Source organism: Chloroflexota bacterium (assembly GCA_026710945.1).
In the GTDB taxonomy this organism is placed as follows: domain Bacteria; phylum Chloroflexota; class UBA11872; order VXOZ01; family VXOZ01; genus VXOZ01.
Genome location: JAPOQA010000067.1, coordinates 13,767 through 39,376, shown reverse-complemented (window position 1 = coordinate 39,376; position 25,610 = coordinate 13,767). Strand labels below are relative to the sequence as shown.

Below are 25,610 nucleotides of genomic sequence, written 5' to 3'. Positions count from 1 at the left end.
GGGGTCGGTTCGCTACCACTCCAAGACTACGCCAAGGTAGGACGTACGGTCCGCGAGTAGCTTCGGATATAGATTTGGGGCGTCTGCCGCGGGGGTCCGGTGCGTGATGAGGTCACGCACGTTGACGCGGTCATGCTCCAGAAGGTCCATGAAGTAAGCGGCGTGAGCGCCGCGCGTCCAGCGATTTTCCTTTGACTCTCCGCTCGGGTGATTGCCGATGGCGCCAATGACCTGGAGAGGCTTGATGTGCACCTGCTGCATATCCACCGGCGCGGGATAGCGCGGCGAGCCAAGTCCTACCACCCGTCCGTGGGGCCTCGTCAGAGCAAACGTCAGGTCATACGTCTCAGTAAGACCGGTTGCCTCGAAGACGATATCGGCGCCGCGGCCTGCGGTAAGGTCGTAAACCACTCCCACCACGTCGTCTACACTGGGATTTAGCAGATGGGTAGCAGCCCCTACCTTCTGAGTAAGAGCTAGCCGACTTGGTTCAAGATCAACGGCGATGACCGGCTCGCAACCCCCAAGACGAAGAAACTGGACCGCGAGCTGGCCGAGGATTCCCTGTCCCACGACTACTGCGCACTCGCCAAGCTGCGGCGTCCCGCGACGGTAGGCGTTGAGCACGGTAGCCCCCAATGTGCAGAACGTTGCTTCTTCATCCGAAACCGATTTGGGAATCGAAACGGCCCCGTCGAGATTGCGCACAACTTGAAGGGTGGCGTGACGGGCGCCGCTGGCAATACGGTCGCCCACTTTCCACGGCGCCGTAGCTTCGCCGGTTGCTACCACGATACCGGCATTAGAGTACCCGGCATACGTTGGATATTTCGGCAGTATACCCGTCCCCGGATTCGTCCATTGCCGACCGGAGAAGAAAGCCAATTCGGTGCCTATGCTGATCAAGGAACGGCGGGTCTCTATCGATAGTTCACCGCATTGGGGCAGCGGCACGTGATGCTCTTCCCAGGCGACCTCTTGCGGTCCCGGGAACACCAGCCGGCGGCTATTCGACTTCACGTGTCCCTCTCACTTCCTTTGAACCTGATCGGTGGGCTGCGAGAATTCCAATTCATCCCCGCTTATTCCAGGGAAAGTGCAAGGCTGACTGGCTTCGAAAAGAACTCAAGAAGGGGCGCAAAAAGCTATTGCAGAGTAGATTACTCTAATGCAGCAGACCCTCTAGGTTGCCCATTTGAGGATGGTAGCATCACGGGCCGCAATGAACTACCGGGCAATGCTCAGGACCGTAGGCAAGGGACCTTGATGCGCTACCGACAATCGCATAGGATCGGGACAGAAAGACTTCATCAAGGCGGCAACGAAGCAGGACTCGAGACGAGATTGTCTTTGCAATCTACCAATGCTGAAAGAAGAGGCCTCGCCCGTAGTACAACAAACTCAGCCCGCAACAGAAACGGTAGACTCTGACTTCCTGGGCTCCTTTGGCAAGAGCCTTTACTGGGGGGCGACTAGGGACCGTCGTAGGGTTGGGGTTTGAACGGTTCCTCAGGCTTGTCCCAATCGATCCACAGCTTCTTGCGACGAAATTGAAAAACCCAGAAGTCAAGCGCCGCAAGCAAGATGACGAGTGTGCCCAGCATCACCGCGCCAAAGACCGCATAGTTCGAGGTGATCGCCACAGCACTCAAAAACTGCGCGGAAGAGTATCCCCATTCAATGAATGGCCCTACCTGAAAGAAGATATCAAATTTTGGCATCGCATTCCTCGCATAGTGTTTGCTCGCACCCATTATGGCACGTCAGTTAGCTACTCGCAACTGCGGCGGGTGCAATCTCGATACACCCTCAAGCGTTAGGTGAGCCAACCAGGACAGGTAGTATATGTCGGTCTAGCCACCGCAGAATAGCGCCTGGTATCTACTCAAGACACGTGCGTACAGTGGGCCAGCCTCCGTCTCACCTTGCGCCCATTGCAAGACCTCTCCATGTAGCTTGTCCCCCAGATGGAAGCGGAGGTCGCCAAGCAGTTCAATGGCGCCCGGCAATTCAACCTGCAGCACCCCCAGGAAGAGGTCGAGTTGTGGATTAGCGCGCCCCCCTTCCACGGTGCGCTTACCAAAAAGAAAACTCAACACCAAAGCCTGTTCTTCGGCAGTTGCTTGCGCCAACCGTTCATAGAGTACGCGGGGATCCGGGCTCATCTGTCAGTCTCTTTGCCTGCCGCGCGCATACGTGAGGGCACCAACCGCATGAACAACGCCCCGCACCTCCATCAGCGTCAGCAAACTGCTTACCTCTTGCACTGGGATAGCAGTTTGGGCACTGATTTCGTCCACGTGCACCGGATCGCCATCCAGCACCTCAAAGATGCGCCCTTCTTCCGCACTCATGGGGATAGCGGTAGCCAGTTCAGCCTGCCTCCCGGTCATGTGGATGTTGAGTTCGCCGAGAATGTCTTCTACGTTCATGACGAGCTTGGCGCCGTCCTGGATTAAACGGTGCGGCCCAGCGCTGGACCGCGTCATGATGCTGCCGGGCACCGCGAAGACATCGCGCCCTTGTTGGCCCGCAAATTCAGCAGTAATGAGCGCGCCGCTCCGTTCGCGGGACTCGGTGATTACAACGCCAAGCGAAAGACCGCTTATGAGTCGATTGCGCACGGGAAATTGATCCGCTGCAGGCTGTCGTCCCAATGGGTATTCGGAAATGAGCGCCCCCTGTACCGCGATCTCCTCAGCCAGCCGCCGGTGCTCGGCCGGGTAGATGATGTCCAGTCCGCAACCAAAGACTGCGAGCGTACGCCCTCCGGACTCGAGGGCAGCGCGATGTGCCACGGCGTCTATGCCGCGAGCCAACCCGCTAACCACCGTCACGCCATTGGCGGCGAGGTCTGTAGCTAAGCGGCGGGTGACACTGCGCCCATAGGAAGTTGCATTGCGCGTACCCACTATTGCCACGCCCAACGCGTCGCTCGCCGCCACACTGCCACGTACGTAAAGGCAAATGGGAGGACTGGGAATCTGCCTGAGGAGCGGAGGAAATGCGGCATCGGCCCACGTCAGCGCCTCAATCTGCGCTTTCGCAAGCCGGGCCAGTTCCTTCGTCGGGTCAATCTTGCCGCGCGCGCGTTCCAGGTTGGCGGCAACGGCCGGCTCCAGGCCGGCATCCCGCCATGCGGCAGGAGAAGCGCTCCAAGCCGCGCCCATTGTGCCAAAGTGCCGCAAGAGGCGGTGCATCCGACCCGGCCCAATATCCGGCGCCATACTCAGCGCTACATAGAATGCACGATCTTCATCAGGCGTCATGAATGGTGCTCCACATGCGGCCAGTGCGTGGAGAGACTGCCGTCTCGCACGAGAATTGCTGAGGCGCTAGTCACAACTGCTTCACCCACGCATGCAAAGTGCGTGCGTGAAAGTCGCGCAACCAGCGTAGGAGAAAGCAAGGAATCGTTCTTCTCCGTCGGTAGGTAGTGTATCATGTACAGCAAGGCTGGTCTGAGACCAATCGAAGCAAAATCGGCCGGCTTGGACCTCATTCTTGAATTCAATACCACTCTTGAAAGCCTAGTATTTTCTCCCAAGTCACGTCCGCTACATGCACCTCTTTGGATCATCGAAACTATGAATATCGAAAGTGCAGAGATCACTGCAACTGAACAAGAGACCCCGCAAACGCGGATACTTGTCGTGGATGATGAGTCGATCATCCGCTTGGACTTACGAGAGCGGCTGACCGACCTGGGTTACACGGTAGTTGGCGAAGCGGCAGATGGGCACATGGCAGTGTCCCTGACGCGGCGCTTGCGGCCTGACCTGGTGCTCATGGACATCAAGATGCCAAAGATGGATGGCATAACTGCTGCGCGCGTCCTCTTGGAAGAGCGGATTGCGCCGATAGTGCTCCTCACGGCCTTCAGTGAGCGCGGACTCGTCGAGGATGCACGAGAGGCAGGCGTGCTAGGCTACATCTCCAAACCGTTCCGTGAAGCCGACCTCGTGCCGACACTCGAAGTCGCCATTGCCCGCTTCGCGGAGTTGAAGGCAATCGAGCTGGAAAACGTGGACCTTAAGGAGACGCTGGCAACGCGGCGACTGGTAGAGCGGGCAAAAGGGATGCTGATGGATGCGCAAGGCCTCTCCGAAGGCGCAGCCTTCCGCCGCATCCAAAAGCTTGCTATGGACCGCCGCAAACCGATGAGAGAAATTGCCGAGGCCATAATCCTGGCGAACGAGATCACGTAACCACACGGTACGCCGGCATTACCCACCACTGTGTACCGCACCTAATCTTGTTTCCACCGCTCTGGCGAAACCGACTTCTTATATTGGCAGTTCCGCCGAGACGCTGCCAATATACCCAATGAGCATGCCTGTGGCCCTGGGAAGATGAGTGTCCCAGGAATTAGATCAATCTTCATCGTCATATGCGTTACCCCAAAAGAGCCACGCTCATTTGCTCACGCGCCAATCCTCTCCTATCATTTAACACAAGCAGCAGGGAGCGAATCGGGCACAATCTTCACATATGACATCTTCGTCTCAAGCACTTTCCTCCAATGCATTCCTCCGACGTCATGGGCCATGGCTGGGTGCTACCTTTCTCCTTGCGGCGCTTGTAACCGCCTTCTTTTGGAAAGCGCTTCTCACCGACCGGGTGCTCGCGGGCTACGATCTGTCGACGTATTTCTACCCGTACCGCCAATACGCTGCGGCAGCGCTGCGGCAAGGCAACCTGCCGTTGTGGAATCCCTATCTTTTCCAGGGCGCCCCATTCCTTGCCAACCAACAGACTGCGGTGTTCTACCCACCGAATCTACTCTACCTCTTCTTTTCTGCCGAGACGGGTCTGGCACTCTCCATCGCGCTGCACCTGCTTTGGGGCGCCCTAGGAGTTTACGTTTTCACCCGAATGACCACGAACCTCGTCTGGCCTGCGGCGATAGGGGCTGCCATAACGTTTGGTCTAAGTGGGTTCTTAGGCGCTCAGGTCGGGCACGTCAATCAAGTGAACGCCGCAGTGTGGTTGCCGTGGGCCCTCCTCGCCGCGCACTACGTGTATCGCGGGCGCAGCGTGCGGTGGGCGGTAGCGCTAAGCTTCCTCCTTGCGGTGCAGTTCCTTGCCGGACATGCTCAACCTTCATACATGACCCTGGTCGCGGTGATGTTCTCTTGGCTGGGACATACCGCGTGGGACTTGCTCGGCGTCACTGCTAATCGACCCGCCTTTCTTACGACAGCGGAGGGGCCTGTCACGGAGCAGAGCGCGCCTACGTTGGGACTGCCGCCAGCGCCTCCTTGGTTCACCTACCTGCGGGACCGGTACACGCAAATTCTATGGCGCCCCGTCGTAGCTCTGGTCCTGCTTGGCGGCGCGTTCGCGAGCACGGCGGCGCTTACCGCTCCGCAAGTGCTGCCCATGCTCCAGCTCACCCGCCACTCCATCCGTCAGGGGGGCCTGAGCTATGACGAAGCCTCTTCATTCTCGCTGTCCCCACGTGAGTTTCTCGCCGGCATGCTGCCCACTCCGGACGGTTTCGTAAGCACGGATGAGTTCTTCGGCTTTATCGGCATCCTCGCCATTGCACTGGCGCTGCTTGCATTGGTCGCAGCTTACCGCCGGCCTGCCACGTGGGGCTTTGCCGGCCTTGCCTTCGTAGGCCTTTTCCTGGCACTTGGCAAGTATAATCCGGTCTATCCGGCCCTCTTTGAGGTCCTGCCGGGATTAGACCTCTTTCGAGTCCCCGCCCGTTGGCTGTTGCTCTACACGTTCAGCGCCAGTGTGCTTGTCGGCATTGGTATTGACTGGTTAGCCAACACTGCCCGCAATCATGGGAGACCACGCCAAACGATTCTGCGATTTGGGGTGGGAGTTGTCCTCTTAGCGTTGGTTCTCGCTGCGCTCGCGCCGCTCCAGCAATCATTCTCATCTGAACTGCCCCTCATTTGGCTCGGTTTTGCGATTGCGAGCGTTGGGCTTATTCTCGTCGTGCTGCGCGTTCCGTCCCTTCTCTTACTCTTGCCGCTTTTCTTGGCGTTGGAGCTCTTCTGGGCCTCGCGACATCTGGAGTACAACCAAGCGCCGCCTCCCATCGCCTATACCGACCCGGGACCTGTAACTGCTACACTGCGCGACGTGTATCAGGGCGGGCGCATCCTCAGTCTTGCCGGTACTGCCTACGCTCCCGGCGTAGAACCGCAACTGCGGGAGCAGTTCGCTCACTTGGGAGACGGCAGCACGTACAATCTGCTCGTCACGCAGAAATACTTTGAAGTCATGACCCCGAACGTGCCGCAAGGTTTCCAAATCGCGACCATAGACGGCTACGACGGCGGTGTGCTGCCTCTGGATGGCTACGTGCGCATGAAGGAGGTGCTGCAGCCCGGCGCGTCGGCGCTACCGGACGCAATCCTCCGCGACCAGCTCAAAGCCGTGCCGCCGCCTCGCATCCTCGACCTCTTTGGCGTTGCCTATCTGCTCGATGACAAGATACGCGACCCGTGGGTTGACGACGTGTACTACGACACAACCTTTACGCAAGCCGTCAACGCGGAAAGCCCGGCGGTTACCCTTGCCAGTGTGCCGCAAGTTGCCGCCGACCGCATCGGGATCATCTCGTACCTTACCGATGCGGCCACTCTCCCACAGGGGCAGGCAGTCGCCACGCTCCGTATCACAACCACTGATAACCGGGTTATCGAACGACCCTTGCAGGCCGGCGTGCATACCGCCGAGGGCGAGTTTGAAAAATCAACTCCGGCGCACCAAGAGGTGCGGGTTGCTGGCGCCTGGCGGGATAACCCGCAAGGCCGCCATTATCACGCAGTCGTAGATCTCGGCGAGACCGTATCCATCAAAGAAGCCGCTGTAGAATACCAAGCTGCCAACGGCACGCTGCATCTGGTTGCCATGAGCGCAGTTGGGCCCGAGGCTCACGCACCATTCATCCTCACCACCGAGCCATTGTCGCTCCTATTCAGCGGAGACGTGAAGCTCTACCAGCGCGATCATGCACTTGGCCTCGTGTATGCAGCGAGTACAGTCTACCTTGCGGCGAGCACCGATCTGGCTCGCATCGCTCTCGGTAACCCTGCATTCCGCGTCGGACAAGACGTTGTCCTGGAACGGGAGACGGACTTCCTCGAGTTGCCGCCGCGCAATGCGTTGACCGGGTTTCTGAGGCCACTCAAGCATTGGCTCCAGCGTCTGGACCTCGTGGGCGGCGGGCCGCCGTTCGGCGTTGTGCTCCCCCATCACGAAACCCGCTTTGGCGTCGGCTCTGAGTCTCGTGAATTGGAAATGACACACGTTGTGCTTGGGGCGGATTCCGCAACAGTCACACTTGAAACGGTACGACCCCAACCAGAACACCTAATCGTGCGGTACGACTCTCCAACCCCACGCATGCTCGTGTTTTCAGAGACCTTTATCCCCGGCTGGGAAGCCACGCTTGACGGACAACCACTTGAAATTTGGCGGGCGAACGCCTACTACCAAGCAGTCTTGGTCCCTGCAGGCGCACATGAGATCGTCTTCCGCTACCAGCCGGTGGCCTTCCGTCTCGGCATTGCGATCGCCCTCATCGCGCTGCCACTGCTAGCCGTTATCTGGTTTCTGCCTTCTGTCATCAGGCGTCTAGGCTGGATGTGAGGAACATCCTTTCGGCTTGGTGGCGATAGAGCTTTCACGTACTCCATACTGACAAACGGTATTTCGCCTCTGCTGCCTACTCACTCGCATACTTTGCAAACCTGAGGGTTTTGTCTCTCCCAGTACAGGACTGCCCTGCACTTGCATAGTTGGGATTCTCGATCAGGGAGAGATGCCCAGTTCCACTCCAGTGCGTATCGTGGGTTCCCATCCCCAATGGTGTCACGTTAGAGTAGCGCGGGGGCTTGTCCCCCGCCGGAGCAAAGAGAAACAGACGCGCAAAGTATTGACCTCATAGCAACGCAGGTTGCAAACCTGCGCTACCGGGGATGTGAGGCGCGGTGTTTGTCGCCATCATGCTTTAATGCGACAACATTAGTTCCCGTCCCCAACCCCGCTGCGTTGGGCCCAGGTAACGGACAGTTCGAGCGCCCTTGACAGTCCCGTTTCCTGCTTGGCAGTAATGAATAGAGAAAACGTGCAGGATCGATCCCCGGGGGCTTCTTCTCATTTCTTATGTGTTTCTAATGCTTGACAGGCTATGTTGCGGTGTAATGGTTACAGGTATGACACTGCACATGCATTGCGTACAGGGTCCGCATGTGCACCTGAAGTGAGATCCCATCTCACGGAAAGGAGCAGCACGATGCTTACACGCAGATCACTCATAGGCGGCACAGCGGCGCTTGCTGCCGGAATCAGCGGCGTAGGGTGTTCCTTCTCCGCGCCAGGCATCGTCAGCGAACCGGAAGTAAACTGGGCAGTACGCATTGCCGCCGGGCTCAATCGTCCAGTTGGCGTAAACCCAGAAACGTATCTACGTCAGGCCGTGGCAACCCTAACTGAAGACGAGGAGAACCCCTTAGGACCGAAGCGCGGGCGGTACACGCTAAACATGAAGTACCAGGTGGAACTCCTTTCGCAGGAGGACCTTGTGACCTGGATGGAAAGCAACGAGGTAGACCTCTTGACCGTGGACCAGTGGGTTGCCCAAGGCTTGGGAGAGGAAGGTATTCTATTGCCTTTGGACCAGTTTACCGGCGCTGATGGACCGTCCCTTATCCAGTCGTTCTACCCTGTTGTGCTGGAGCAGTACCGGCGGGGAGCGCTCTATGCCCTGCCCTTGGATGCCTTGCCTCTCATGCTCAATTACCACGCTCCGTACTTCATGGAAGAGCCGCTTCCGCCGGACGGTAGCTGGGACTGGGACGACTTGGTGGAAAGTGCGGCGCAACTCACGCACCGCAAGGATGATGGCACCGTTGCGCGCTGGGGGGTGATCCCGCACTTCAATGGTCTTTGGTGGGCACTCTGGCAGAACGGGGCCGTGGCGGTTGATCCGGAAACACAGGTGTGTCGGCTGCAGGAACCGGCCGCGGTCGAGGCCCTGCAGTTCATCCACGACCTTCTGCATACGCATCGCGTCACGCCAACTGTGGGAGAAGACCTGTGGAAGCTAGTTTATCAGCCGCTAGGACAGGCGCCTGCCATGGTGTATAACTACCACCCGATGCATCTACTTCAAAACAGATACAGCGTGGCTGCGCTACCCAGCGGCAAGGTGCAGGCTGTGCCAACCTGGTCGAGCATGGGCATTGGCATTGCCTCCCGGACGAAACACCCGGAGGCAGCGTATACGGCTCTGAAGGCTCTCGTTGAAGTAATGCAGTCGCGCGTGTATGTGCCTGCGCAGAAGGAAGCGGTGGCGCGGATTGGAGAGTTGCGGCCAGAGCTTAGACCGGATGAAGTCGAGGCATATCAGCAGTCCATGGCACACGGACGCGAATGGCACTCCAGGTCTGGCGCTGCAATTTATGCTATGCACGAAGTGTGGAAAATGCTTATACGCGGCGACGACGTCGCCACTATCGTCAATGAGGGGTGCTCCCGAGTTAGCGAATACCAACGGACGGGAGGCAATGTTCGCGAGTGAACGGTGCGGCGCTGCTGATGCTTCTCGTCAGTGCCCACAGTTAGCAAGAAACAACCTTCGCCATTCAATCGCCCCTGCCACTAGGGCTCTAACATCTGCCATAGGGGCGCTCGCTGGCGCTGCCCTGGGAGAAGCATTTGACTGGGTCATGCTCGCGTAGGGGCACGGCATGCCGTGCCCCTACTATTGCGACTAGAGAGCCGCGTTTGCGTCGGGACCTTGCTAATTCGACAATTTCATCCCAAGCGCCCCTGCCTCCCACAGCCGCCCACACTAGGCCATTGGCAAAGCCAACGAGGCGCACAGACGCGCCAAACCCATGCTCATTGCCCCTCGCGCGCGCTGGCGAGCTCGCGTGCGCGCCAGACATGGTAGAGCAAGATTGAACCGGCCACGGCGGCATTGAGGGACGCCACCCGACCTGTCATAGGAATATGCACGCGGTAGTCGCACGCGCGTCTGATCAGCGGGCGCAGCCCCTTGTCCTCGCTGCCCACCACGACTACTACCGGCCAATCGTAGTCCAGCGCATCGTACTGAGTTTCTCCGGCGGGGTCGAGGCCCACAATCCACACGCCTCGTTCTTTGTACCACGCCAGTGTGCGCATGAGGTTCGTAACTGAGCACAGCGCCAGGTGTTCTACGGCGCCACTGGATGCGCGTGCTACGGTCGTGCTTGCCGCAACACTGCGGTCTTTGGGCAATGCCACGCCATGCACGCCCACGGCCTCCGCCGTACGCAGCAACGATCCGAGATTCTGCGGGTCTTGCAGATGGTCGAGGGCCAAGATAAATGGCATCTGGCCGCGTCGCTCAGCAATGGCCAGTGGATAGTCCAGAGAGTGCAACGTGCGCTCGGGAAAGCGCGCGGCGACGTTTTGGTGGTGACTGCTGTGGCAGAGATTTCCTAAGTCCTGCCGCGTAACCTGCCGGGCATTCACGCCGCTCGTCCCAGCCAGGGCGACAATCTCACCCAGACCCTTCGCCCCTGCTACAACCCATACCGCTTCGGGCACGCGCCCCGCGCGCAATGCTTCCCGCACCGGGTGAAAGCCAAACAGTAATTCCACAACACGTCCTTAGCTGATTCTCATTCTTATGCTACGGCTTAGTATAGAATGAGAGAAGGAATGCGACTATGTGGCTGACCGTGCGTCTTGAACGACGCAGCCTGGAATCCGCGCTCGTTCATGCTGGACATGCGCTTGTTGCAATGTGCTAAAACCGTTCGCGCTGAGCCTGCCTGTCCTGAGCACTTCGACAAGCTCAGCACAGGCTTGACGAAGGGTCGAAGCGCAAGAACTCAGAAGACCGTTCGTCCTTAGCAACGATAATCTCTTCCTCTCCACCCATCGACATGCTCAGAGCCTGCCCCGTACTCGATTCAGCAATTCGAGACGCTGCGGGGTGGTCGGAATCGGTGCAGTGAAATGCTACGAGACACGGTCAGCGGATAGATCCGTTGGAACTCGTCTGCGCGAAAAAACCAGGCGGAATGGACAGCGGGAAACTTCATGATAATTGACGTCCATGTGCACATTCGCTCCATGCCGATGCTGGAGCGCGCGTTGCGTCAGGCTGAACAGCTCGACATGATTCTGTGCCTCAACAGCATCAACCTGGAAGGCAGCAGTTCGCCGAATTCTCCTTCACGGCAGTTTGTGTCTGATTGCAACGACCGTACCGCCCAGGTTGCTGCCGCAAACCCCGACCGTGTTATCCCCATGTGGTATCTAAATCCTGCTCACGGCCGGTTTGCCGTTGACGAACTGGAGCGGCGGGTGGCAGAACATCGCGGCCCTCAGGGAGTGAAACTCTGGACGGCGGTCAAGGCGAACGACCCCCGCGTTGATCCTATCTTTGCCGTGTGCGCCGCCTACCGGCTGCCGGTGTTGCAGCATTCGTGGATGGAAGTTACGGGCAATCTCCCAGGCGAGACCGATCCCTTTGACATGCGCGCCGCCGCCTTGCGTCACCCGAACGTGAGCTTCTTCTGGGGTCACGCCAGCGGCGACGTGGAGTATACGGTCAAACTGGCCTGCGGACTGCCGAACATCTACCTGGACATCGGCGGCTGCGAGGCAACCAACGGCTACACGGAGATGCTCGTCAGGTACGTCGGCGCCGATCACATCGTTCAAGGCAGTGACGGCACCGGCCGCTCGTTTACCTCGCAACTGGCGAAAGTATATGGAGCAGATATCTCTGCAGGGCAGAAAGATCAGATACTCTACGAGAATGCGCAAGCCGCCTTCGCGCAGCAGCCTCACAGTCACACACTCTTGGCATAATCGACTCCCCTACCATGCCCGAACTTGCAGTCACAACCCGCCAACTACGCAAAGTCTATGGCACAACCCCGGCAGTGGCGAGCCTGGATCTTGCGGTGCCAACCGGGGAGATATTCGGCTTTCTGGGGCCGAACGGCGCCGGCAAGAGTACCTGTGTGAAGATGCTGCTGGGTCTCGTCTTCCCTACGGGGGGCGACGGGACGCTCCTCGGCGCCTCTTTGGGCGATCACCGCATCAAAGCCAAGATAGGCTTTCTGCCGGAGCAGTTTCGCTTCCACGAATGGTTCACCGCGCGCGAGTTCCTGAATTTTCACGGCCAGCTCTACGGCATGAGCGGCAAACTTCGCAAGCAGAGAATCTCCGATGTGCTCGCGCTCGTGAATTTGGAGCGCGCCGCCGCTCAGCAACTGCGCACCTTCTCGAAAGGCATGCTCCAGCGCATTGGCATCGCCCAGGCCTTGCTCCACGATCCGGAACTGGTCTTCCTCGATGAACCCACCAGCGCCCTCGATCCCATCGGCCGCCGCCTGGTACGGGATATCATCCGCCAACTCAAGGCCGAGAAGAAGACCGTCTTCCTAAATTCGCACCTGCTCTCTGAGGTAGAGGCAGTGTGCGACCGGGTGGCAATAATCCAACGTGGCGAGGTCGTGCGCGACGGCACCTTGGACGAGCTACTTGCCACGCAGCGCCTGTTGGACGTGCAGGCCCAGGGCATACGTGAGGACGTGTTGGAGCGCGTGAAGGCGCGGTGGAAGATTACGGCGTACGAGGACGATCGCCTTACGCTGGCCTTGACCGACCCCGCCGACGTTCCACAGGTTGTCTCTCTCCTCGTTACTGCGGGCGCTGCCGTCCATCACGTGGCATTGCGCCAAGAGAGCTTAGAAGACCTATTTGTGCGGACCGTGGAAGACACCGGCGCGTGATTATCTATTGGAAGAATCTCGCACTAGGAGGACTATACGCTACCCGTGCCAGCGGGTGAGAGGATCTCCCTCTCCCTGAGGAGACCTTTGCATAACCCCACTTTCAAGCAAGGGCACTCCCTCTCCTGGGGGAGAGGGGAGAGCAGGCGGAATCCCAGCCTGATTCCAATGTTTTGCAGAGTTAGTAAGAGGGGCCTCATTAAAAACGGCACCGCCGTTGCCAAGGAAAAAGACATTGCAATGCTGCCGATTTTCGTCATAGCTAAGATTACGCTGCAGGAAGGCGTGCGCAAGAAAGCCGTGCTGGGCGGCGTGCTCCTGGCCACCGCATTTCTCACGTTATACGGCCTGGGCATGTACTTTGTCATGCGCGACCTGGCGGTACCCGATCGTTTTATAGATCCGGATGTATTTCGCGATGCCGTCTCGGGCCAACTCCTGGCGGCGGCGCTCAACGTGGCCGGCATGCTGACGGCACTGGTGGCGATTTTCACCTCAGCAGGCGCTATCGCCACTGAGGTAGAGCAAAACACCCTCCACGCGATCATCCCGAAGCCGCTCATGCGCTGGCAGGTGCTAGTCGGCAAGTGTTGCGGCTTAGGGGCCATGTCCGCCGCGTTCGCGATTGCGACGACGGTGGCCTTGCTCCTCCTTACCTGGGCGTTTGCCGGTTTCTATTCATGGTCGGGATTGCAGTCGGCGCTCTTGCTCGGCTTGCTGGCGGTCCTACTCACGTGCGTTACTGTGTGCGCCAGTACGCTGCTCTCGACGCTCACGGCGGGCGTGACCGTCATCATGCTCTACGGTCTCGCGATGGTCGGCGGCATGGTGGAACAACTGGGAGTGCTGCTGGATAACCAGGTAATGCAGAACATCGGCATTATATCCAGCTTGCTCCTGCCCTCTGACGCGCTGTGGCGCATGGCTGCACAACGGTTGAACGTGCAGGAACTTGCCATCCTCGCCGGCGGGCCGTTTGAGGGCTTCAGTCAACCTTCAGCAATTATGCTTGTCTGGGCGCTCTTGTATATCACTTTCGCCGTGCTGCTGGGTATGGGAGTGTTCGCGCGCAAAGATCTCTAGGCTGCGTACGCGATTGCGATACGAGTCCAGAATGAGCAGATGGCAAATGGGTGAAGTATGAGGAGCAAGAGATTCGGGCGATACGCGAAACGCGAACCCTAAACCTTTCGCGCAATCATCCGACTCATCGCGTGCTGATGCGGAACGCCGCCTGACATGCAGTCGAAGATCTCTTCAGTGCTGTACTCAATCTTCCAGTCATGGTAGAGCGTGAGGAGTTCGCCCGATAGCCAGGGTTCCGCGCCCGGATCACTATCCGGCGCTTTGCCGATGAAGGGCTTGCGGACAAAGACAGAGAACACGTTGAGGCCGCCTGTAAGAGTCTGTTTTTTGTAGTGCAAGAAGATGTCCCGTCGCAGCCTTCGAGGAATGAGATGGAACACCCCCGTAGAGAATAGGACATCGAAATTCTCTTCCAACCTATGCTCATTCATGTTCGCCTGAAAGACCCTAAGCGTAGCGTTGGCTGCTTCCGCAAGGCGTTCTGTCTTTGCTACACCTGCCGCCGAAAGATCGAACGCCGTAACTTCATACCCGCTATGCGCAAAGAAGACCGCATTCCTGCCCTCCCCACAGCCGATATCGAGCAACGAGACCGGTCGGTCAGGCGGCACTAGTCGCAACACTCGCTGACATATGGCGGACGGCTTCGTGCCCCAGTGAAATTCCTGGGCGCCGTATCGCTCATCGTAAGATGATTCTGGTTTCATACCGGCTTTTCCTGTCGTATTTCCAGCGGGAACCTTCTCGGACTGGCAGAACGCTGCGTCCACTCTCCCGTTGAGCTGAGGAAGGGCTTTGCGCACTCTTACTCGTAGCGTAGGGCCTGGATGGGATCGAGGCGGGCGGCGCGATTGGCGGGATAGATGCCGAAGAAGATGCCCACCGACGCTGCAACACCGACTGCGAGCAGGACAATGTCCAGGGTGACCGCCGTCTGCAACCCTTCTCCATCGTCACCCAGCGGAATCTGCGCGATGCCGAATGAGATCAGCGCGCCGAGCAGTATGCCCAGCAGGCCCCCGAGCACGCTCACCACCACGCTCTCGACGAGAAACTGGATCAGAATGTCCCGTCGTTTTGCGCCCACCGCCTTGCGGATGCCGATCTCGCGAGTGCGTTCGGTTACGGAGACGAGCATGATATTCATGATCCCAATGCCGCCCACCAGCAAGGAGATGCCGGCAATCGCGCCCAAGAAGAGCGTAAAGACACCCAAGGCCGCGCTCACCGCCTCGATGAGGTCCTTGGGACTCATGATGATGAAGTCGTCGTCCTCTTCTTCCGGGATTTCATGACGTTCGCGCAGGATCTGCCGGATGCCGGCTGCCCCTACGTCGATTGTCTCTTCCCGCTCATCTGGCAACTCAACGCTGATCGTGTTGATGGGCTGTCCGCCGCGCGCGGTAACAAATCTGCTCAGGCGGGCGTGGGCGGTCGTGATGGGTATCAGCACCATGTCGTCGGCACTTTGTCCGAAAGCGCCGCTGCCCTGTTCTACCAGCACGCCAATCACGCGCAGCCGCAGGTTATCGGCGCGAATTGTCTGATCGATCGGATCATCGATTGGAAACAAGTCTGCGGCGACATTCGAGCCCAATACGGCAACTAACGCCCGGGAGTTCAAGTCTGTTTCAGAAAGAGGTTGGCCGTAAGCTAATTCATAATTGTTCACTGAGATGTAACTTGCGGTCACACCGCGAATTGAGGCTTGGGAGTTCCTGCCCTGGGCCACAACAGCCATGCCGCGGCTGCTTCCTTCTACGGCGATCTCAATTACTGTTCCATCCCATTTCAACTCTTCAAGCGCGAGCGCATCTTCGTACGTCAGCGGCACAATCGGATCGTCGCTATCGGAACCGCCCGGCCGGCCGCTGAAAATGAAGAGGACATTTGTGCCGGCCGCCTGCAACTCGGTCGTGATTTGCCGCTCCACCCCCCGCCCGATGGACATGAGCGCCGTGACCGACGCCACACCGATGATCATGCCCAGCAGGGTCAAACTCGTGCGCAGTTTGTTGGCAGCCAGCGCGGTGATTGCTACTTTCAATGTCGCGAAATTCACGGCCTTACCTCACCAGGACGCGATGATTGCCGCGCCGCTTGCTGGTTGGACGTTGGCACGTCGCGATTCGGATCACCCCTGGGTGCGTGATCCGCTTCTGCCCTGCCCGGGACGGGGGTACTGCCGCCCATCTCCCCGCGCTCCTCAGCGTCAATGCGACCGTCGCGCATGCGCACGATACGATTCGTGCGGCGCGCGATGTCCTCTTCGTGGGTAATGAAGACTACCGTGATCCCGCGGTCGGCATTGAGCCGCAGGAGCAGCGCCATAAGCTCCTCGCTGGTGCGCGAATCCAAGTTACCGGTCGGCTCGTCCGCCAAAATGATCGCGGGATCGGTCACGAGCGCGCGCGCGATGGCGACACGCTGTTGCTGGCCGCCGGAAAGCTCCGTCGGCTTGTGTGACATGCGGTCTTCCAAGCCCACGGCAACGAGTGCCTCCCGCGCGCGGTTACGCCACTCGGCGCCGCCTCTTTGGAGCAGCAAGTCCCGCGCGACTGCAACCCGCTGCTGGGCCCCGGATAGTTCGGGCGTCTGGTTGCCTGAGTGAAGTGTTGACTCGGCTCCTTGCAGAGACCGCTTCGCGGAGTCGCTCCGCTTATTGCCGCCCCCGTAGAGCAACGGAAGCTCTACCTGCTCCAACGCGCTCACGCGCGGCAGCAAATTGAAAGACTGGAAGACGAACCCAATCTTGCGGTTGCGTATCTCAGCCAAGCGATTGTCATCAAGTGTGGCGACGTCTTCGCCGTCCAACAGGTAATCCCCGGCATCCGGCCGGTCCAAGCAGCCGAGGATATTCATGAGCGTGGACTTGCCGGAACCGGAAGGACCCGTGATCGCCAGCAAATCCCCCCGCTCAACGTGTAGCGAAACACCGTCGAGGGCATGAATCTCAGAATCGCCCATCACGTAGGTCTTCCTGAGGTCTCTTGTTTCAATCACGCTCTCGCGCATGCAGTACCCCATCTTATCGATGCATACCTAGAACTCATCTCATAAATACATCGCTCTGTGTAGATTTGCCCTTCGACAGGCTCAGGACGAACGGAAAAGGCATAAAACCGTTCGTGCTGAGCTTGTCGAAGCACAAGTTGGCACGTCGATCTGTGTCGTGATTGCACGTCGCGCTACCGCGTACGGATGTCCACGGGGCCGCCGTCAATGCTGCCGCCCGCCCGCGACGGCACGGCGACCTCCTCCCCTTCACTGACGCCGCTCACAATCTCCGACACTTCGCTATCGCGCACGCCAATTTCAACTACGCGGCGTTCCAGCTCATCGCCATCGCGTCGAACATAGACCACCCGCTCGTCACCCTCACGCCGTATGGCTCTATTTGGCACGAGGAGGACGTTCTCGCGGCTCGATACCTCAATCATCGCGTTGGCAGAGAGACCGCCCCGCAAGCGTTGGCCGCCCGGCTCCAGACGGATGGTAATGGGGAAGAGCACGACGCCCTGCTCCGAGGTGGATATTGGCGAGATGGTTTCCAACACGCCGGTAATCTTGACGTCAGGCGATGCATACGTATTGACAACCACCGGCTGGCCCTTCGCCACGGACTCCACGTCCGCCTCGTCTACCCGGGCGTGCATTTCGACCCGCTCCGTGCGCACCAGCGTAACGACGACGGCTTCCGGCTTTTGTCCGATGTTGCCCTCCACTGTCGCCACTACCCCGGCAAACGGCGCCCGCAAGGTGGCGTCCGCCAGGTCTTGGTGGGCCGTTTCCAAGCTTCGCTGTGCTCGCTCGACCTTTAGCCGCTCCAATTCAAGGTCTTGGGCGCTGGCGCCGGTGCGCTTATCCTGCAGGTCCAGGCGCTTGAGCTCCAGTTCATTGCGCGCCTTGGCCACGTCCTCGCTCTTCGGCCCCTCCAGGAGTTCTGTCCGCCTGCGCTGGGCGTTATCCAGGTTCAGCCGGGCGCTCTGCACTTCTCTTTCCGCAACCGTGATGTCTTCCGCTGAGGGATTGAGCAAGGCATCAAGCCTATCCTGCGCGGCCGTAAGCGTCCGCATGGCGCTGTCCACACTGCGCTGGGCCGCATGCTCGTCATCCGTGACCGATACACTTGCACTATCGTACGAAAGCTGCGCCTCTCTCACCGCGCCCAAGAGTTCTCCCGCCTTCGTGCCCGACGGCGGGTTGGGCAGGAGTTGATCCGTCAGTTTAGGGATCTCTACATCCACATCCTCTTTTGCCTCATCGTACTTCTCTTGTGCGTCCTCCAGCGCCTCCTCGGTGAAGGCGCTATCGAATTCTTCATCATCTTCTTTGGCTTCATCCAGGGCCTCTTCTGCATCCTCCAACTCATCGAGGAGCCTCGTAATCTCGTCCTTTATGCGCTCCCGCTCATCGTGGTATCGGTTTCTTGCGATGAGGAGTGCGTTGGCGGCCGCTTGCATCCTGGCCTCGCTGCCGCCGGCGCGCAGCGCATCCAGATTTTCCTGCGCTGCCGCCAGGGCTGATTCCGCGCTATTGACATCGTTGCGGGCTGCCGCGATGTCGCTTTCCTCGGGATTGCGCAGGGCTGCAAGCGCCTTCACGGCTCTATCGTAGGCAACTTCAGCGCCAATCACGGCTGCTTCCGCATCGTTGATTTCGGATTGCAACGGGCCATCCAGCAGCTCGGCCAGTTTGGCCTCAGCGTCCACAACCGCAATTTCCGCCGTCCGGATATCTTCCGGCCGTGCTCTCTCCAGCCTCTCCAGGTTCACCTCGGCAGTGCGCAAATCCGCTTCTTTTTCCTGCACTGCCACCCGGAGGTCGGTGTCGTCTATGGAGGCCAGCGGGGCGTCTGCCGCCACCTCATCCCCAACAGCGACGAATATCTCACGCAGGTCTGCCGACGTGGAGAATCCGAGTCCCACTTGCTCCGGGTACACAATGCTACCGGAGGCGTTGACCGTGGTCATAATCGTCCCACGGCTCACCACCACGAATTCCGTCTCGGCGCTTTCAACGTCAGCGCCGTTAGAGTCGGTGAGGCGTGGCACTACGACGAACCTGCCAACAATGATGAGCGCTGCCACGATAACGATCAGCAGAGCGATTTTCTGCCATCTGGCCACTGAATTCTCTCCATGCATTCACGCTGAATAGATTACTTGGAATCTCAGATTCGTGTGGCTTCGCCCGGTGCAATGCACATCCTAGCAGCCAAGAACCACTGAGGAGAATATGCTACGCTAAACTCATTGTATCAATCTCACATGAGCGGTTGCCAGGACTGCTCGAGGCACCTGCGAGCTACCGCACGACACGCCATCATACGATTCCCCTATTCGAATCGTGCACGGTGTGTGAGTACACTATTAACGAGTATAAGATGTAACTTGAATATGTGCAAGTTCATCTTTATTATTGTGGCACTTGGCACCAACTATCTTAGACAATTACAACATAGTAATTTTGTACGGCGCAGTCAACATACGTTGCAGGCAGTCAACATACGTTGCAGCTTGAAGCAAAAGTGAGGAACCGGGAGAGGAAGCATGGGTTTGCAAACTCTTGAAGGTCGCGCAGCCATAGTGACCGGCGGTAGTCGTGGGATAGGGAGAGCGATTGGTTTCGCTCTGGCCGGTCAAGGCGCAAACGTGACCCTTGTGGCGCGTACGTCTACCGACCTGGACGCGGCGGCCCGCGCGATCTCTCAAGACTCGGGTCGCCAAGCAATCGGCATTGCCGCGGACGTAACGACGCGCAGCGCCATTCAAGAGGCCCTACAGACGGCCGACAATGAGTTCGGTCGGCTGGACATTCTGGTTGCATGTGCGGGCGGCGGTACCGTTGGCGGCACCTTGGACGTGCCGGACGCTGCCTGGGAAGAGCAAATTCGCCTCAAGCTGCTTGGATACATTCGCGCTGCGCGTGAGGCAGTCCCCTACATGCGGCAGAGCGGCGGCGGCGCTATTGTGCTCGTTGGCGGCGGCTCCGCACACGATCCGTCGACTCGACTTGCCATCGCCAGTGTGATGAACGCCGGTCTCCTGGCATTTACCAAGACCTTTGCCGATGAAGTTGCCAAGGACCGTATCCGCATCGTTATGGTCAATCCGGGCCTCACGGAAACCGGCCTCATCGATGACATGGCCCGGCAGGCCGAACAGTTACGGGGCATACCGGCGCAACAAGCGGCAGCCGAGATGCGCGCGCCCAACCCCTTGGGTCGCGTGACGCTCCCGGCAGACGTAGCCAACCTGGTGACATTCCTCGTCTCAGATCAGGCGGCCATGATCACCGGTACGTCTATCGACATTGATGCCGGCGCGCGCCGAGGTCTGGCGTGAAGATTGAAACCAAGCGTTTTCACGGCGCTGTTTTGTTGGAATCCTCTGCACAACCCAGGCCAGCACATCCCAGACCGGCTGGCGTGAAAACACCTTCTCCCTGGAGAGAGGACCGGGGGGAGGGGAGACTCCTTTCAATTCGGCCCAGTTGCTCGTGTCCCTCAAAGTTTCGCAAGATTCTCCGTTGGGTGTGCGACCACATGCCCAGATCGAATTTGAAGCAATTGGCACGCTCGGCAGTGTAAGCATGGATACCACTTCTCTCTTTGTTGGCGGGGCGGCGGGACTGTTTCTCGGCATTGCCCTTGCTGCGCTCTTTGGCCTGTGGCGCAAGCGCACTGCTGAGGTGATCGGCGAGCGCCTGCGCGCGCAGACCGAGCGCGCCCAGCAAGAGCAAGTGCAGACGCTCCTCAATCACATGGCCGACCAGTTCAGCAGCCTTTCTTTGCAGGCGCTCAATCAGAGCACGAGCCAACTAGTGCAGCTTGCCAAGAGCCAGCTCGGCGCGCAGCAGACGCAGTCCACGCAAGAGCTTGACAGCAAGAAGCACCTCATCGACCAGCAACTCAATCAAATGAGTGCGACCCTGGGTCAGGTGCGCACGTTGATGACGGACATGCAGGCGCAGAGCGGCGAGCGGCTGAGCGCTCTGACAACGGAAATCCGCAATACCGCCGATCAGACGAAGCAGCTTACGGAGACGACAAATTCGCTGCGGGAAACGCTGGCCAACAGCCGCGCCCGCGGCGCCTGGGGCGAGCGCATGGCGGAGGACGTGCTCAGGGCCGCCGGCCTGCTCCCCAATATCCACTACACCAAGCAGACGACGACCGCGGCGGGGACACGTCCCGACTTCACCTTCAAGCTGCCGAAGGACCTCTACCTCAATATGGACGTCAAGTTCCCGTTGGACAACTATCTGCGATCACTTGAGACTGAGGGCGATACTGAACGGGAGCAGTTTGAGCAGCAATTTCTCCGCGACGTGCGCGGCCACGTGAAAGCCGTTGCCTCCCGCGAATACATCGACCCGGAAGCCAGCACGGTGGAGTGTGCTCTGCTCTTCATTCCGCTGGAACAGGTGTACGGTTTCATCCTCCAACGCGATAGCACGCTCTTGGAGAACAGCCTGGAGAGCCGCGTCGTCTTGTGCTCGCCCTTCAGCCTCTTTGGCGTGCTCAGCGTCATTCGCCAGGCTAGTGAGTCGTTCTCCATGCAGCAGACTGCGGGCGAAATGCTCACTTTGCTGGCCGCGTTTTCGAAGGAATGGTCGCGCTACGCTGATGCGCTGGAGAAATTGGAGAACGACTTCCAACGTCTGTCCAACGACTTCGACACCCTCACCGGCACCCGCCGCCGCGCCATGGAACGGCAACTCCTGAAGCTGGAAAACCTGCGTACCGCCCAAGAGGACGATGAACAAGACGAAGCGGCAACGCAATGAATTCGCCCCCGGCCCGGCGCGTTCTTCCTCAGGATTGCTACTCGCCATTGTACAGCTTCTCCAGTCTGTTGCGTCACGCTATGCCCCAGCATGCGAGTGCTATAATGGCATGGCATGCAACACGTAAGAGGGTTGAATTCGCTATGTGGAAAGGCGTACGGGACTGGACGGGTAGCGGCGTTTGCGAGAACCTCTTGAAAGTCCTGGTACCGGGCGTATTGCTGGTATGGCTTGCCGCCTGTGGGGTGGGTGTTCGCAGCGTTGAGCGCGTCGATCGAGCCGAGAGTGAAGCAAGAAGCGGCACGGGCGTGGACCGAGGTGGGGCCTGCACGGCTGACGGGCGGGTGTTGAACGCGGGCTTCTACGCCTACTTTGCGCCCGTCAGTTACAGTGCTGATGAAGATCCGAATGCCGCCGGTTTCAACACGCATCGCGGCTATGAGGCGGATCTGCTCAGCGCGCTGGAAGCCATGGCGGGCGCGGGGCTGGCCTTCTCCCGCCGGGGTATCGCGCATTGGGACGGCATTTGGCTGCTATCCGCCGGGCCGGAGTATGACATCATTGGCGGCGGCATCACGATACTCGACTCGCGCACGCGTGATGCGGCGGGCCGGCAGGCGGGTGTCTTCAGCAACGGGCACGTCGCCTTTCGCCAGTCGTTGCTGGTGCGCGCTCCGGACGCGGAACGTCTCGCCAGCCACGCCGACCTGACCGGTGATGTACGCGTGGGCGTGCTGGCCGGCACCACGGGCGAGTTTCGCCTGCTGGAACTGACCGGCCTGGTTGATGCGAACGGCGTGCTGGCCGCAGGCGCGCGCGTGGAAACACCCCAGGGCACGGTGGTTGCCGACGGTACCCCGGACTACGTTATCACCGCCGCGGGCGCGACGGAAAACCTGATCGGCAGGCAGCATCTCTACCCGCCTGACGAGACCATGCCGCAGGTGGTCTATCTGGGGGATGAATTGGGCGAAGTGGAACTCATCGCGGCCCTCCGCGCCGGCGAGATAGACGCCTTAGCCCGGGGCGAGATTGGCAACCGCGACACCGCGCACACCGCTGACGGCGCCTTGGTGGTGACGGCCCTCGATGCGGACGTTGAACATGGCGGCTTTACGCTCGCCGTGGAGGATGCCCCACTCGCCGCCTGCCTTGACGAAAAGATCAACTGGCTGACGGATAACCGGCGCATCGGCTACGCGGAGTGGGTGAGCGATCCGCTGGTCTTCATGCGCCGCGCTCAGATGTGGAATGAGGGAGCGCGCTGATCCGGCGCGCGGGCGTGGTACAGTTGGATATACTGAGAGGCATGTACGAAGCGCTAACGGAATTCTTGCAAGAATTTAGCAGCCAGTATCCACTGTTGTGGGCCTTGCTGGTCATGGCAATGGTGGCAAGCACGGCACTGAGCCTCTACGCCCTCTGGGAACTGGTCCTGCGGTGGGCCATATCTGCGTGGGCCGGCAGCCGGTCCAGGGCCAGCGGGCGAGGGTAAGCATGCTATTCCCCAACGCCGGCGTGACGGTTGACCCGGTGCTCCTCGTGTTGCTGGGTCTGATTGTCGGCACCCTTGGCGGCTTCTTTGGTGTAGGGGGTGGGTTCCTGATTACTGGGGGACTGCTGGTCTTTGGGGTGCCGCCCATCTTCGCGGTGGGCACCGGGCTCACCTTGGTGATGGGTTCCTCCATCATCAACATGCTAAAGCACAAGGGCCTGGGCCACGTGGACTTTAGGCTGGGACTGCTGATGGTCTGCGGCACCGTGCCCGGCGAGATTCTGGCCGAGCGACTGAACGTGGCCTTGCTCGAGGCGGGTATCATCGGCCCGGTGATCCGGTACGTCTACGTCATCTTCCTGGGCGCCCTGGGATCGTTCATCGTCTACGACTACTTCAAGGTGCGCCGCAGCAGCGGGGCGGCCGGCGACGCGGTGTCCACGGCAAGCCTGGCGCGCAAGGTGCAAGCGCTGCAAATTCCGCCCCATGCCATCTGGCTGCCGGGGCGGGGGATCACGCCAACCCGGGTAGCCTTGCCTCTATCTGGGATTCAGAGCATCTCGGTATTCGTGCCCTTCAGCATTGGCTTTGGCGTGGGCTTCATGGCCGGGCTACTAGGGGCGGGCGGCGGCTTCATCCTGATGCCCCTGCTAGTCTACGTGGTGGGCGTCCCCACCGTCATGGCCATCGGCACTGATCTCTTCCAAATCATTATCACCGGCTCGGTGGGTACCTTTATCTACGCCCTGGGCAACCACGTGGACTTGCTCATGGCGATCATCATGCTGGCCGCCGCCTCGGCGGGAGCGCAGGTCGGGGCCACGGCAACCCGCTTCGTCGAGCCCGGGCGGATACGCGGGTTATTTGGCGTGACGGTGCTCAGCGGCGGCGTGGCGGTGGCACTGAAGGAGCTTTCCGAAAGCGTGAGCCGCCTGCACTTTCTGGACACGGTGGCGGCGGTGCTGCTGCTGGGCGTCTCCGGGGCCATCTGCTTGGTGATTGCCGGGTTGCTGCTGCGGGCGGCTCGCAAGAAGCCGGCTCCCGATGAGGTGAGCGCCTGATTCGACCGCACTCTCTTGCGTAGAGCCAGTACCTGCTGACGGGTCGCGGGAGAATCGTAATAGAGGTAGCTGCCGTCATTTCTTGCATCCTCTTTCCGTCGACATGAATGCTATACTTAAGTTCGCTCGCATTGTCTTCTGTCCTCTCGCACTTGACCGTCTGTTAGCCGCGACTGTAGGTGCCCAGCAAGACGCACTTTGAACTTGCTGTTTGCCGAGAAACGCAGCAACGCAAGAGATTCACACAATCTGGGGAGACCGATTCATGCCCGCTGAAATTGGAATTGTCCGCGTACCGGCCACAACTATGGAAGAGTTCGACACGGAAGCATTCTGCAAAGTCGGCATGCTGCCGGGGGAAGCATCACTCGTGGCGCAGTCGCTGGTGCACGCCGATCTCACAGGCGTCTTTACCCACGGCAGCAACTTTCTGCCGTTGTACACCAACTGGATCCAAGTTGGATCGATTGACCCGACGGCTTCGCCTGAAGTCGTGTCAGACAACGGCGCCACGGCCGTCATCAGCGCGCGCAATGCTATGGGGCAGGTGGCGGGAGTTCAAGCGATGGACCTGGCAATTGAGAAAGCCAAGCAGTTCGGCATTGGCGCCGTGGGTGTGCGGGAGAGTAATCACTTTGGCGCAGCCGCGTACTACACCATGCGCGCCATCGACCACGACGCCATCGGCTTCTGTTCAACAAACGGCATTCAGGTCATGGCGCCCTACGGCGGCGTCACGCCCAGCTTGAGCAATACGCCCATCGCCTACGCCATACCGGCCCACAAGGAGCGCCCGCTCATGCTCGACATGGCGGTGAGCGTCGTGGCAGCCGGTAAAGTGGCATTGGCGAAGCGCAAGGGCGAGTCAATTCCTCCCGACTGGGCCCTGACTGACGAGGGCGTTCCCACTACGGATCCCAGCATCGCCACGCTCATGGCGCCGGTGGGCGGTCCCAAGGGCTACGGCCTGGCGGTGGTGCTCGACGCGCTGTGCGGCGTGCTCACGGGCGCGCTCTTCGGTCAGGACGTGCGCCGGGGCGGCATTCCCAATACGCCGCAGGCCATGGGCCAACTCTTCATGGCGCTCGACATCGGCCACATGATGCCCGTGGAGGAATTCAAGCAGCGTATGGACGTCCAAATCCGCCAAATGCGCGATTCCGATAAGGCCAAAGGCGTCGACCGCGTTTACCTGCCCGGCGAGATTGAATTGGAGCGCAAAGAGCACTTCTTGCGCGACGGTATAGCCTTTGCAACTCAAATCGTGGAAGACCTGGATGCCATGGCAGAAGCCCTTGGCATTTCCACACTAGCGACGCGCCTCTAAATATCTGAGCAGTGGCCTGCGAACCTATGGTGAGCCACGACATGCACTTATTTCGCCAGCACCACTAACACGTAGCGTTGAAG

At 59.5% G+C, this 25,610-nt stretch carries 21 protein-coding genes; 12 read left to right on the top strand and 9 right to left on the bottom strand.

The features are described from left to right. Window positions 1–12: 12 nt before the first annotated feature. The 4 genes from OXE05_13755 to dprA form a co-directional block, all read right to left on the bottom strand. Window positions 13–1,020, bottom strand: coding sequence for a zinc-binding alcohol dehydrogenase (locus tag OXE05_13755; GenBank protein ID MCY4438380.1), 1,008 nt, complete (start codon window positions 1,018–1,020; stop codon window positions 13–15). 452 nt (window positions 1,021–1,472) lie between these two features. Continuing rightward, window positions 1,473–1,721, bottom strand: a complete 249-nt coding sequence (locus OXE05_13750) for a hypothetical protein (protein ID MCY4438379.1) — start codon at window positions 1,719–1,721, stop codon at window positions 1,473–1,475. A 132-nt stretch (window positions 1,722–1,853) separates the two neighbouring features. Beyond that, window positions 1,854–2,165 (bottom strand): hypothetical protein, encoded by a 312-nt coding sequence (locus OXE05_13745; GenBank protein ID MCY4438378.1) that lies wholly within the window; start codon window positions 2,163–2,165, stop codon window positions 1,854–1,856. 3 nt (window positions 2,166–2,168) lie between these two features. Further along, window positions 2,169–3,269: a DNA-processing protein DprA gene (gene dprA, locus OXE05_13740; protein ID MCY4438377.1), complete on the bottom strand. Its 1,101-nt coding sequence runs from the start codon at window positions 3,267–3,269 to the stop codon at window positions 2,169–2,171. Window positions 3,270–3,587: 318 nt separating this feature from the next. Between dprA and OXE05_13735 the strand changes: the two genes are divergently transcribed. From OXE05_13735 to OXE05_13725, 3 genes are all read left to right on the top strand, one after another. Then, complete coding sequence (locus OXE05_13735; protein MCY4438376.1) at window positions 3,588–4,208, top strand: response regulator; 621 nt, start codon at window positions 3,588–3,590, stop codon at window positions 4,206–4,208. A 283-nt stretch (window positions 4,209–4,491) separates the two neighbouring features. Further along, window positions 4,492–7,614: a YfhO family protein gene (locus OXE05_13730; protein MCY4438375.1), complete on the top strand. Its 3,123-nt coding sequence runs from the start codon at window positions 4,492–4,494 to the stop codon at window positions 7,612–7,614. A 646-nt stretch (window positions 7,615–8,260) separates the two neighbouring features. Then, window positions 8,261–9,547, top strand: coding sequence for an extracellular solute-binding protein (locus OXE05_13725; protein MCY4438374.1), 1,287 nt, complete (start codon window positions 8,261–8,263; stop codon window positions 9,545–9,547). Window positions 9,548–9,870: 323 nt separating this feature from the next. Here the strand turns inward: OXE05_13725 and rlmB are convergent, their stop codons facing one another. Then, the gene (rlmB, locus tag OXE05_13720) at window positions 9,871–10,617 is read right to left on the bottom strand and encodes a 23S rRNA (guanosine(2251)-2'-O)-methyltransferase RlmB (GenBank protein MCY4438373.1); all 747 of its coding nucleotides are present in this window, start codon (window positions 10,615–10,617) and stop codon (window positions 9,871–9,873) included. A 444-nt stretch (window positions 10,618–11,061) separates the two neighbouring features. Between rlmB and OXE05_13715 the strand changes: the two genes are divergently transcribed. From OXE05_13715 to OXE05_13705, 3 genes are all read left to right on the top strand, one after another. Continuing rightward, on the top strand, window positions 11,062–11,838 hold the full coding sequence (locus OXE05_13715; protein ID MCY4438372.1) for an amidohydrolase family protein: 777 nt from the start codon (window positions 11,062–11,064) through the stop codon (window positions 11,836–11,838). Between the two features lie 14 nt (window positions 11,839–11,852). Then, on the top strand, window positions 11,853–12,767 hold the full coding sequence (locus OXE05_13710; protein MCY4438371.1) for an ABC transporter ATP-binding protein: 915 nt from the start codon (window positions 11,853–11,855) through the stop codon (window positions 12,765–12,767). 240 nt (window positions 12,768–13,007) lie between these two features. Beyond that, window positions 13,008–13,850, top strand: coding sequence for an ABC transporter permease (locus OXE05_13705; protein MCY4438370.1), 843 nt, complete (start codon window positions 13,008–13,010; stop codon window positions 13,848–13,850). A gap of 98 nt (window positions 13,851–13,948) precedes the next feature. Here OXE05_13705 and OXE05_13700 read toward each other — a convergent pair whose 3' ends face one another. From OXE05_13700 to OXE05_13685, 4 genes are all read right to left on the bottom strand, one after another. Then, entirely contained in the window at window positions 13,949–14,560 is a 612-nt protein-coding gene (locus tag OXE05_13700) for a methyltransferase domain-containing protein (protein MCY4438369.1), read from the bottom strand. A 98-nt stretch (window positions 14,561–14,658) separates the two neighbouring features. Beyond that, window positions 14,659–15,915, bottom strand: coding sequence for an ABC transporter permease (locus OXE05_13695; protein MCY4438368.1), 1,257 nt, complete (start codon window positions 15,913–15,915; stop codon window positions 14,659–14,661). After that, entirely contained in the window at window positions 15,912–16,820 is a 909-nt protein-coding gene (locus OXE05_13690) for an ABC transporter ATP-binding protein (GenBank protein ID MCY4438367.1), read from the bottom strand. The genes OXE05_13695 and OXE05_13690 overlap by 4 nt, the downstream gene beginning before the upstream one ends. 221 nt (window positions 16,821–17,041) lie before the next feature. Beyond that, window positions 17,042–18,982, bottom strand: coding sequence for an efflux RND transporter periplasmic adaptor subunit (locus OXE05_13685; GenBank protein ID MCY4438366.1), 1,941 nt, complete (start codon window positions 18,980–18,982; stop codon window positions 17,042–17,044). 423 nt (window positions 18,983–19,405) lie between these two features. On the opposite strand from OXE05_13685, the gene OXE05_13680 reads away from it, so the two are divergent. From OXE05_13680 to OXE05_13655, 6 genes are all read left to right on the top strand, one after another. Beyond that, window positions 19,406–20,200 carry an SDR family oxidoreductase gene (locus tag OXE05_13680; protein ID MCY4438365.1) on the top strand — a complete coding sequence of 265 codons (795 nt, stop codon included), beginning with the start codon at window positions 19,406–19,408 and terminating at the stop codon, window positions 20,198–20,200. A 247-nt stretch (window positions 20,201–20,447) separates the two neighbouring features. After that, window positions 20,448–21,644 carry a DNA recombination protein RmuC gene (locus OXE05_13675; GenBank protein MCY4438364.1) on the top strand — a complete coding sequence of 399 codons (1,197 nt, stop codon included), beginning with the start codon at window positions 20,448–20,450 and terminating at the stop codon, window positions 21,642–21,644. 104 nt (window positions 21,645–21,748) lie between these two features. Further along, a complete protein-coding gene (locus tag OXE05_13670) occupies window positions 21,749–22,912 on the top strand; it encodes a transporter substrate-binding domain-containing protein (protein MCY4438363.1) in 1,164 nt (387 codons plus the stop codon). A gap of 23 nt (window positions 22,913–22,935) precedes the next feature. Next, complete coding sequence (locus OXE05_13665; protein ID MCY4438362.1) at window positions 22,936–23,139, top strand: hypothetical protein; 204 nt, start codon at window positions 22,936–22,938, stop codon at window positions 23,137–23,139. Between the two features lie 2 nt (window positions 23,140–23,141). Further along, window positions 23,142–24,200 carry a sulfite exporter TauE/SafE family protein gene (locus tag OXE05_13660; protein MCY4438361.1) on the top strand — a complete coding sequence of 353 codons (1,059 nt, stop codon included), beginning with the start codon at window positions 23,142–23,144 and terminating at the stop codon, window positions 24,198–24,200. Window positions 24,201–24,465: 265 nt separating this feature from the next. Continuing rightward, window positions 24,466–25,527 (top strand): Ldh family oxidoreductase, encoded by a 1,062-nt coding sequence (locus OXE05_13655; GenBank protein MCY4438360.1) that lies wholly within the window; start codon window positions 24,466–24,468, stop codon window positions 25,525–25,527. Window positions 25,528–25,610 lie beyond the last annotated feature (83 nt).

Bases quoted from the DNA above. Each gene is read 5' to 3' on its own strand.
- OXE05_13730 (MCY4438375.1), top strand. From the start codon at position 4,492: ATGACATCTTCGTCTCAAGCACTTTCCTCCAATGCATTCCTCCGACGT.
- OXE05_13705 (MCY4438370.1), top strand. From the start codon at position 13,008: ATGCTGCCGATTTTCGTCATAGCTAAGATTACGCTGCAGGAAGGCGTG.
- OXE05_13725 (MCY4438374.1), top strand. From the start codon at position 8,261: ATGCTTACACGCAGATCACTCATAGGCGGCACAGCGGCGCTTGCTGCC.
- OXE05_13690 (MCY4438367.1), bottom strand. From the start codon at position 16,820: ATGGGCGATTCTGAGATTCATGCCCTCGACGGTGTTTCGCTACACGTT.
- OXE05_13715 (MCY4438372.1), top strand. From the start codon at position 11,062: ATGATAATTGACGTCCATGTGCACATTCGCTCCATGCCGATGCTGGAG.
- dprA (MCY4438377.1), bottom strand. From the start codon at position 3,269: ATGACGCCTGATGAAGATCGTGCATTCTATGTAGCGCTGAGTATGGCG.
- OXE05_13680 (MCY4438365.1), top strand. From the start codon at position 19,406: ATGGGTTTGCAAACTCTTGAAGGTCGCGCAGCCATAGTGACCGGCGGT.
- OXE05_13675 (MCY4438364.1), top strand. From the start codon at position 20,448: ATGGATACCACTTCTCTCTTTGTTGGCGGGGCGGCGGGACTGTTTCTC.
- OXE05_13735 (MCY4438376.1), top strand. From the start codon at position 3,588: ATGAATATCGAAAGTGCAGAGATCACTGCAACTGAACAAGAGACCCCG.
- OXE05_13710 (MCY4438371.1), top strand. From the start codon at position 11,853: ATGCCCGAACTTGCAGTCACAACCCGCCAACTACGCAAAGTCTATGGC.
- OXE05_13700 (MCY4438369.1), bottom strand. From the start codon at position 14,560: ATGAAACCAGAATCATCTTACGATGAGCGATACGGCGCCCAGGAATTT.
- OXE05_13750 (MCY4438379.1), bottom strand. From the start codon at position 1,721: ATGCCAAAATTTGATATCTTCTTTCAGGTAGGGCCATTCATTGAATGG.
- OXE05_13745 (MCY4438378.1), bottom strand. From the start codon at position 2,165: ATGAGCCCGGATCCCCGCGTACTCTATGAACGGTTGGCGCAAGCAACT.
- OXE05_13660 (MCY4438361.1), top strand. From the start codon at position 23,142: ATGCTATTCCCCAACGCCGGCGTGACGGTTGACCCGGTGCTCCTCGTG.
- OXE05_13670 (MCY4438363.1), top strand. From the start codon at position 21,749: ATGGCATGGCATGCAACACGTAAGAGGGTTGAATTCGCTATGTGGAAA.
- OXE05_13655 (MCY4438360.1), top strand. From the start codon at position 24,466: ATGCCCGCTGAAATTGGAATTGTCCGCGTACCGGCCACAACTATGGAA.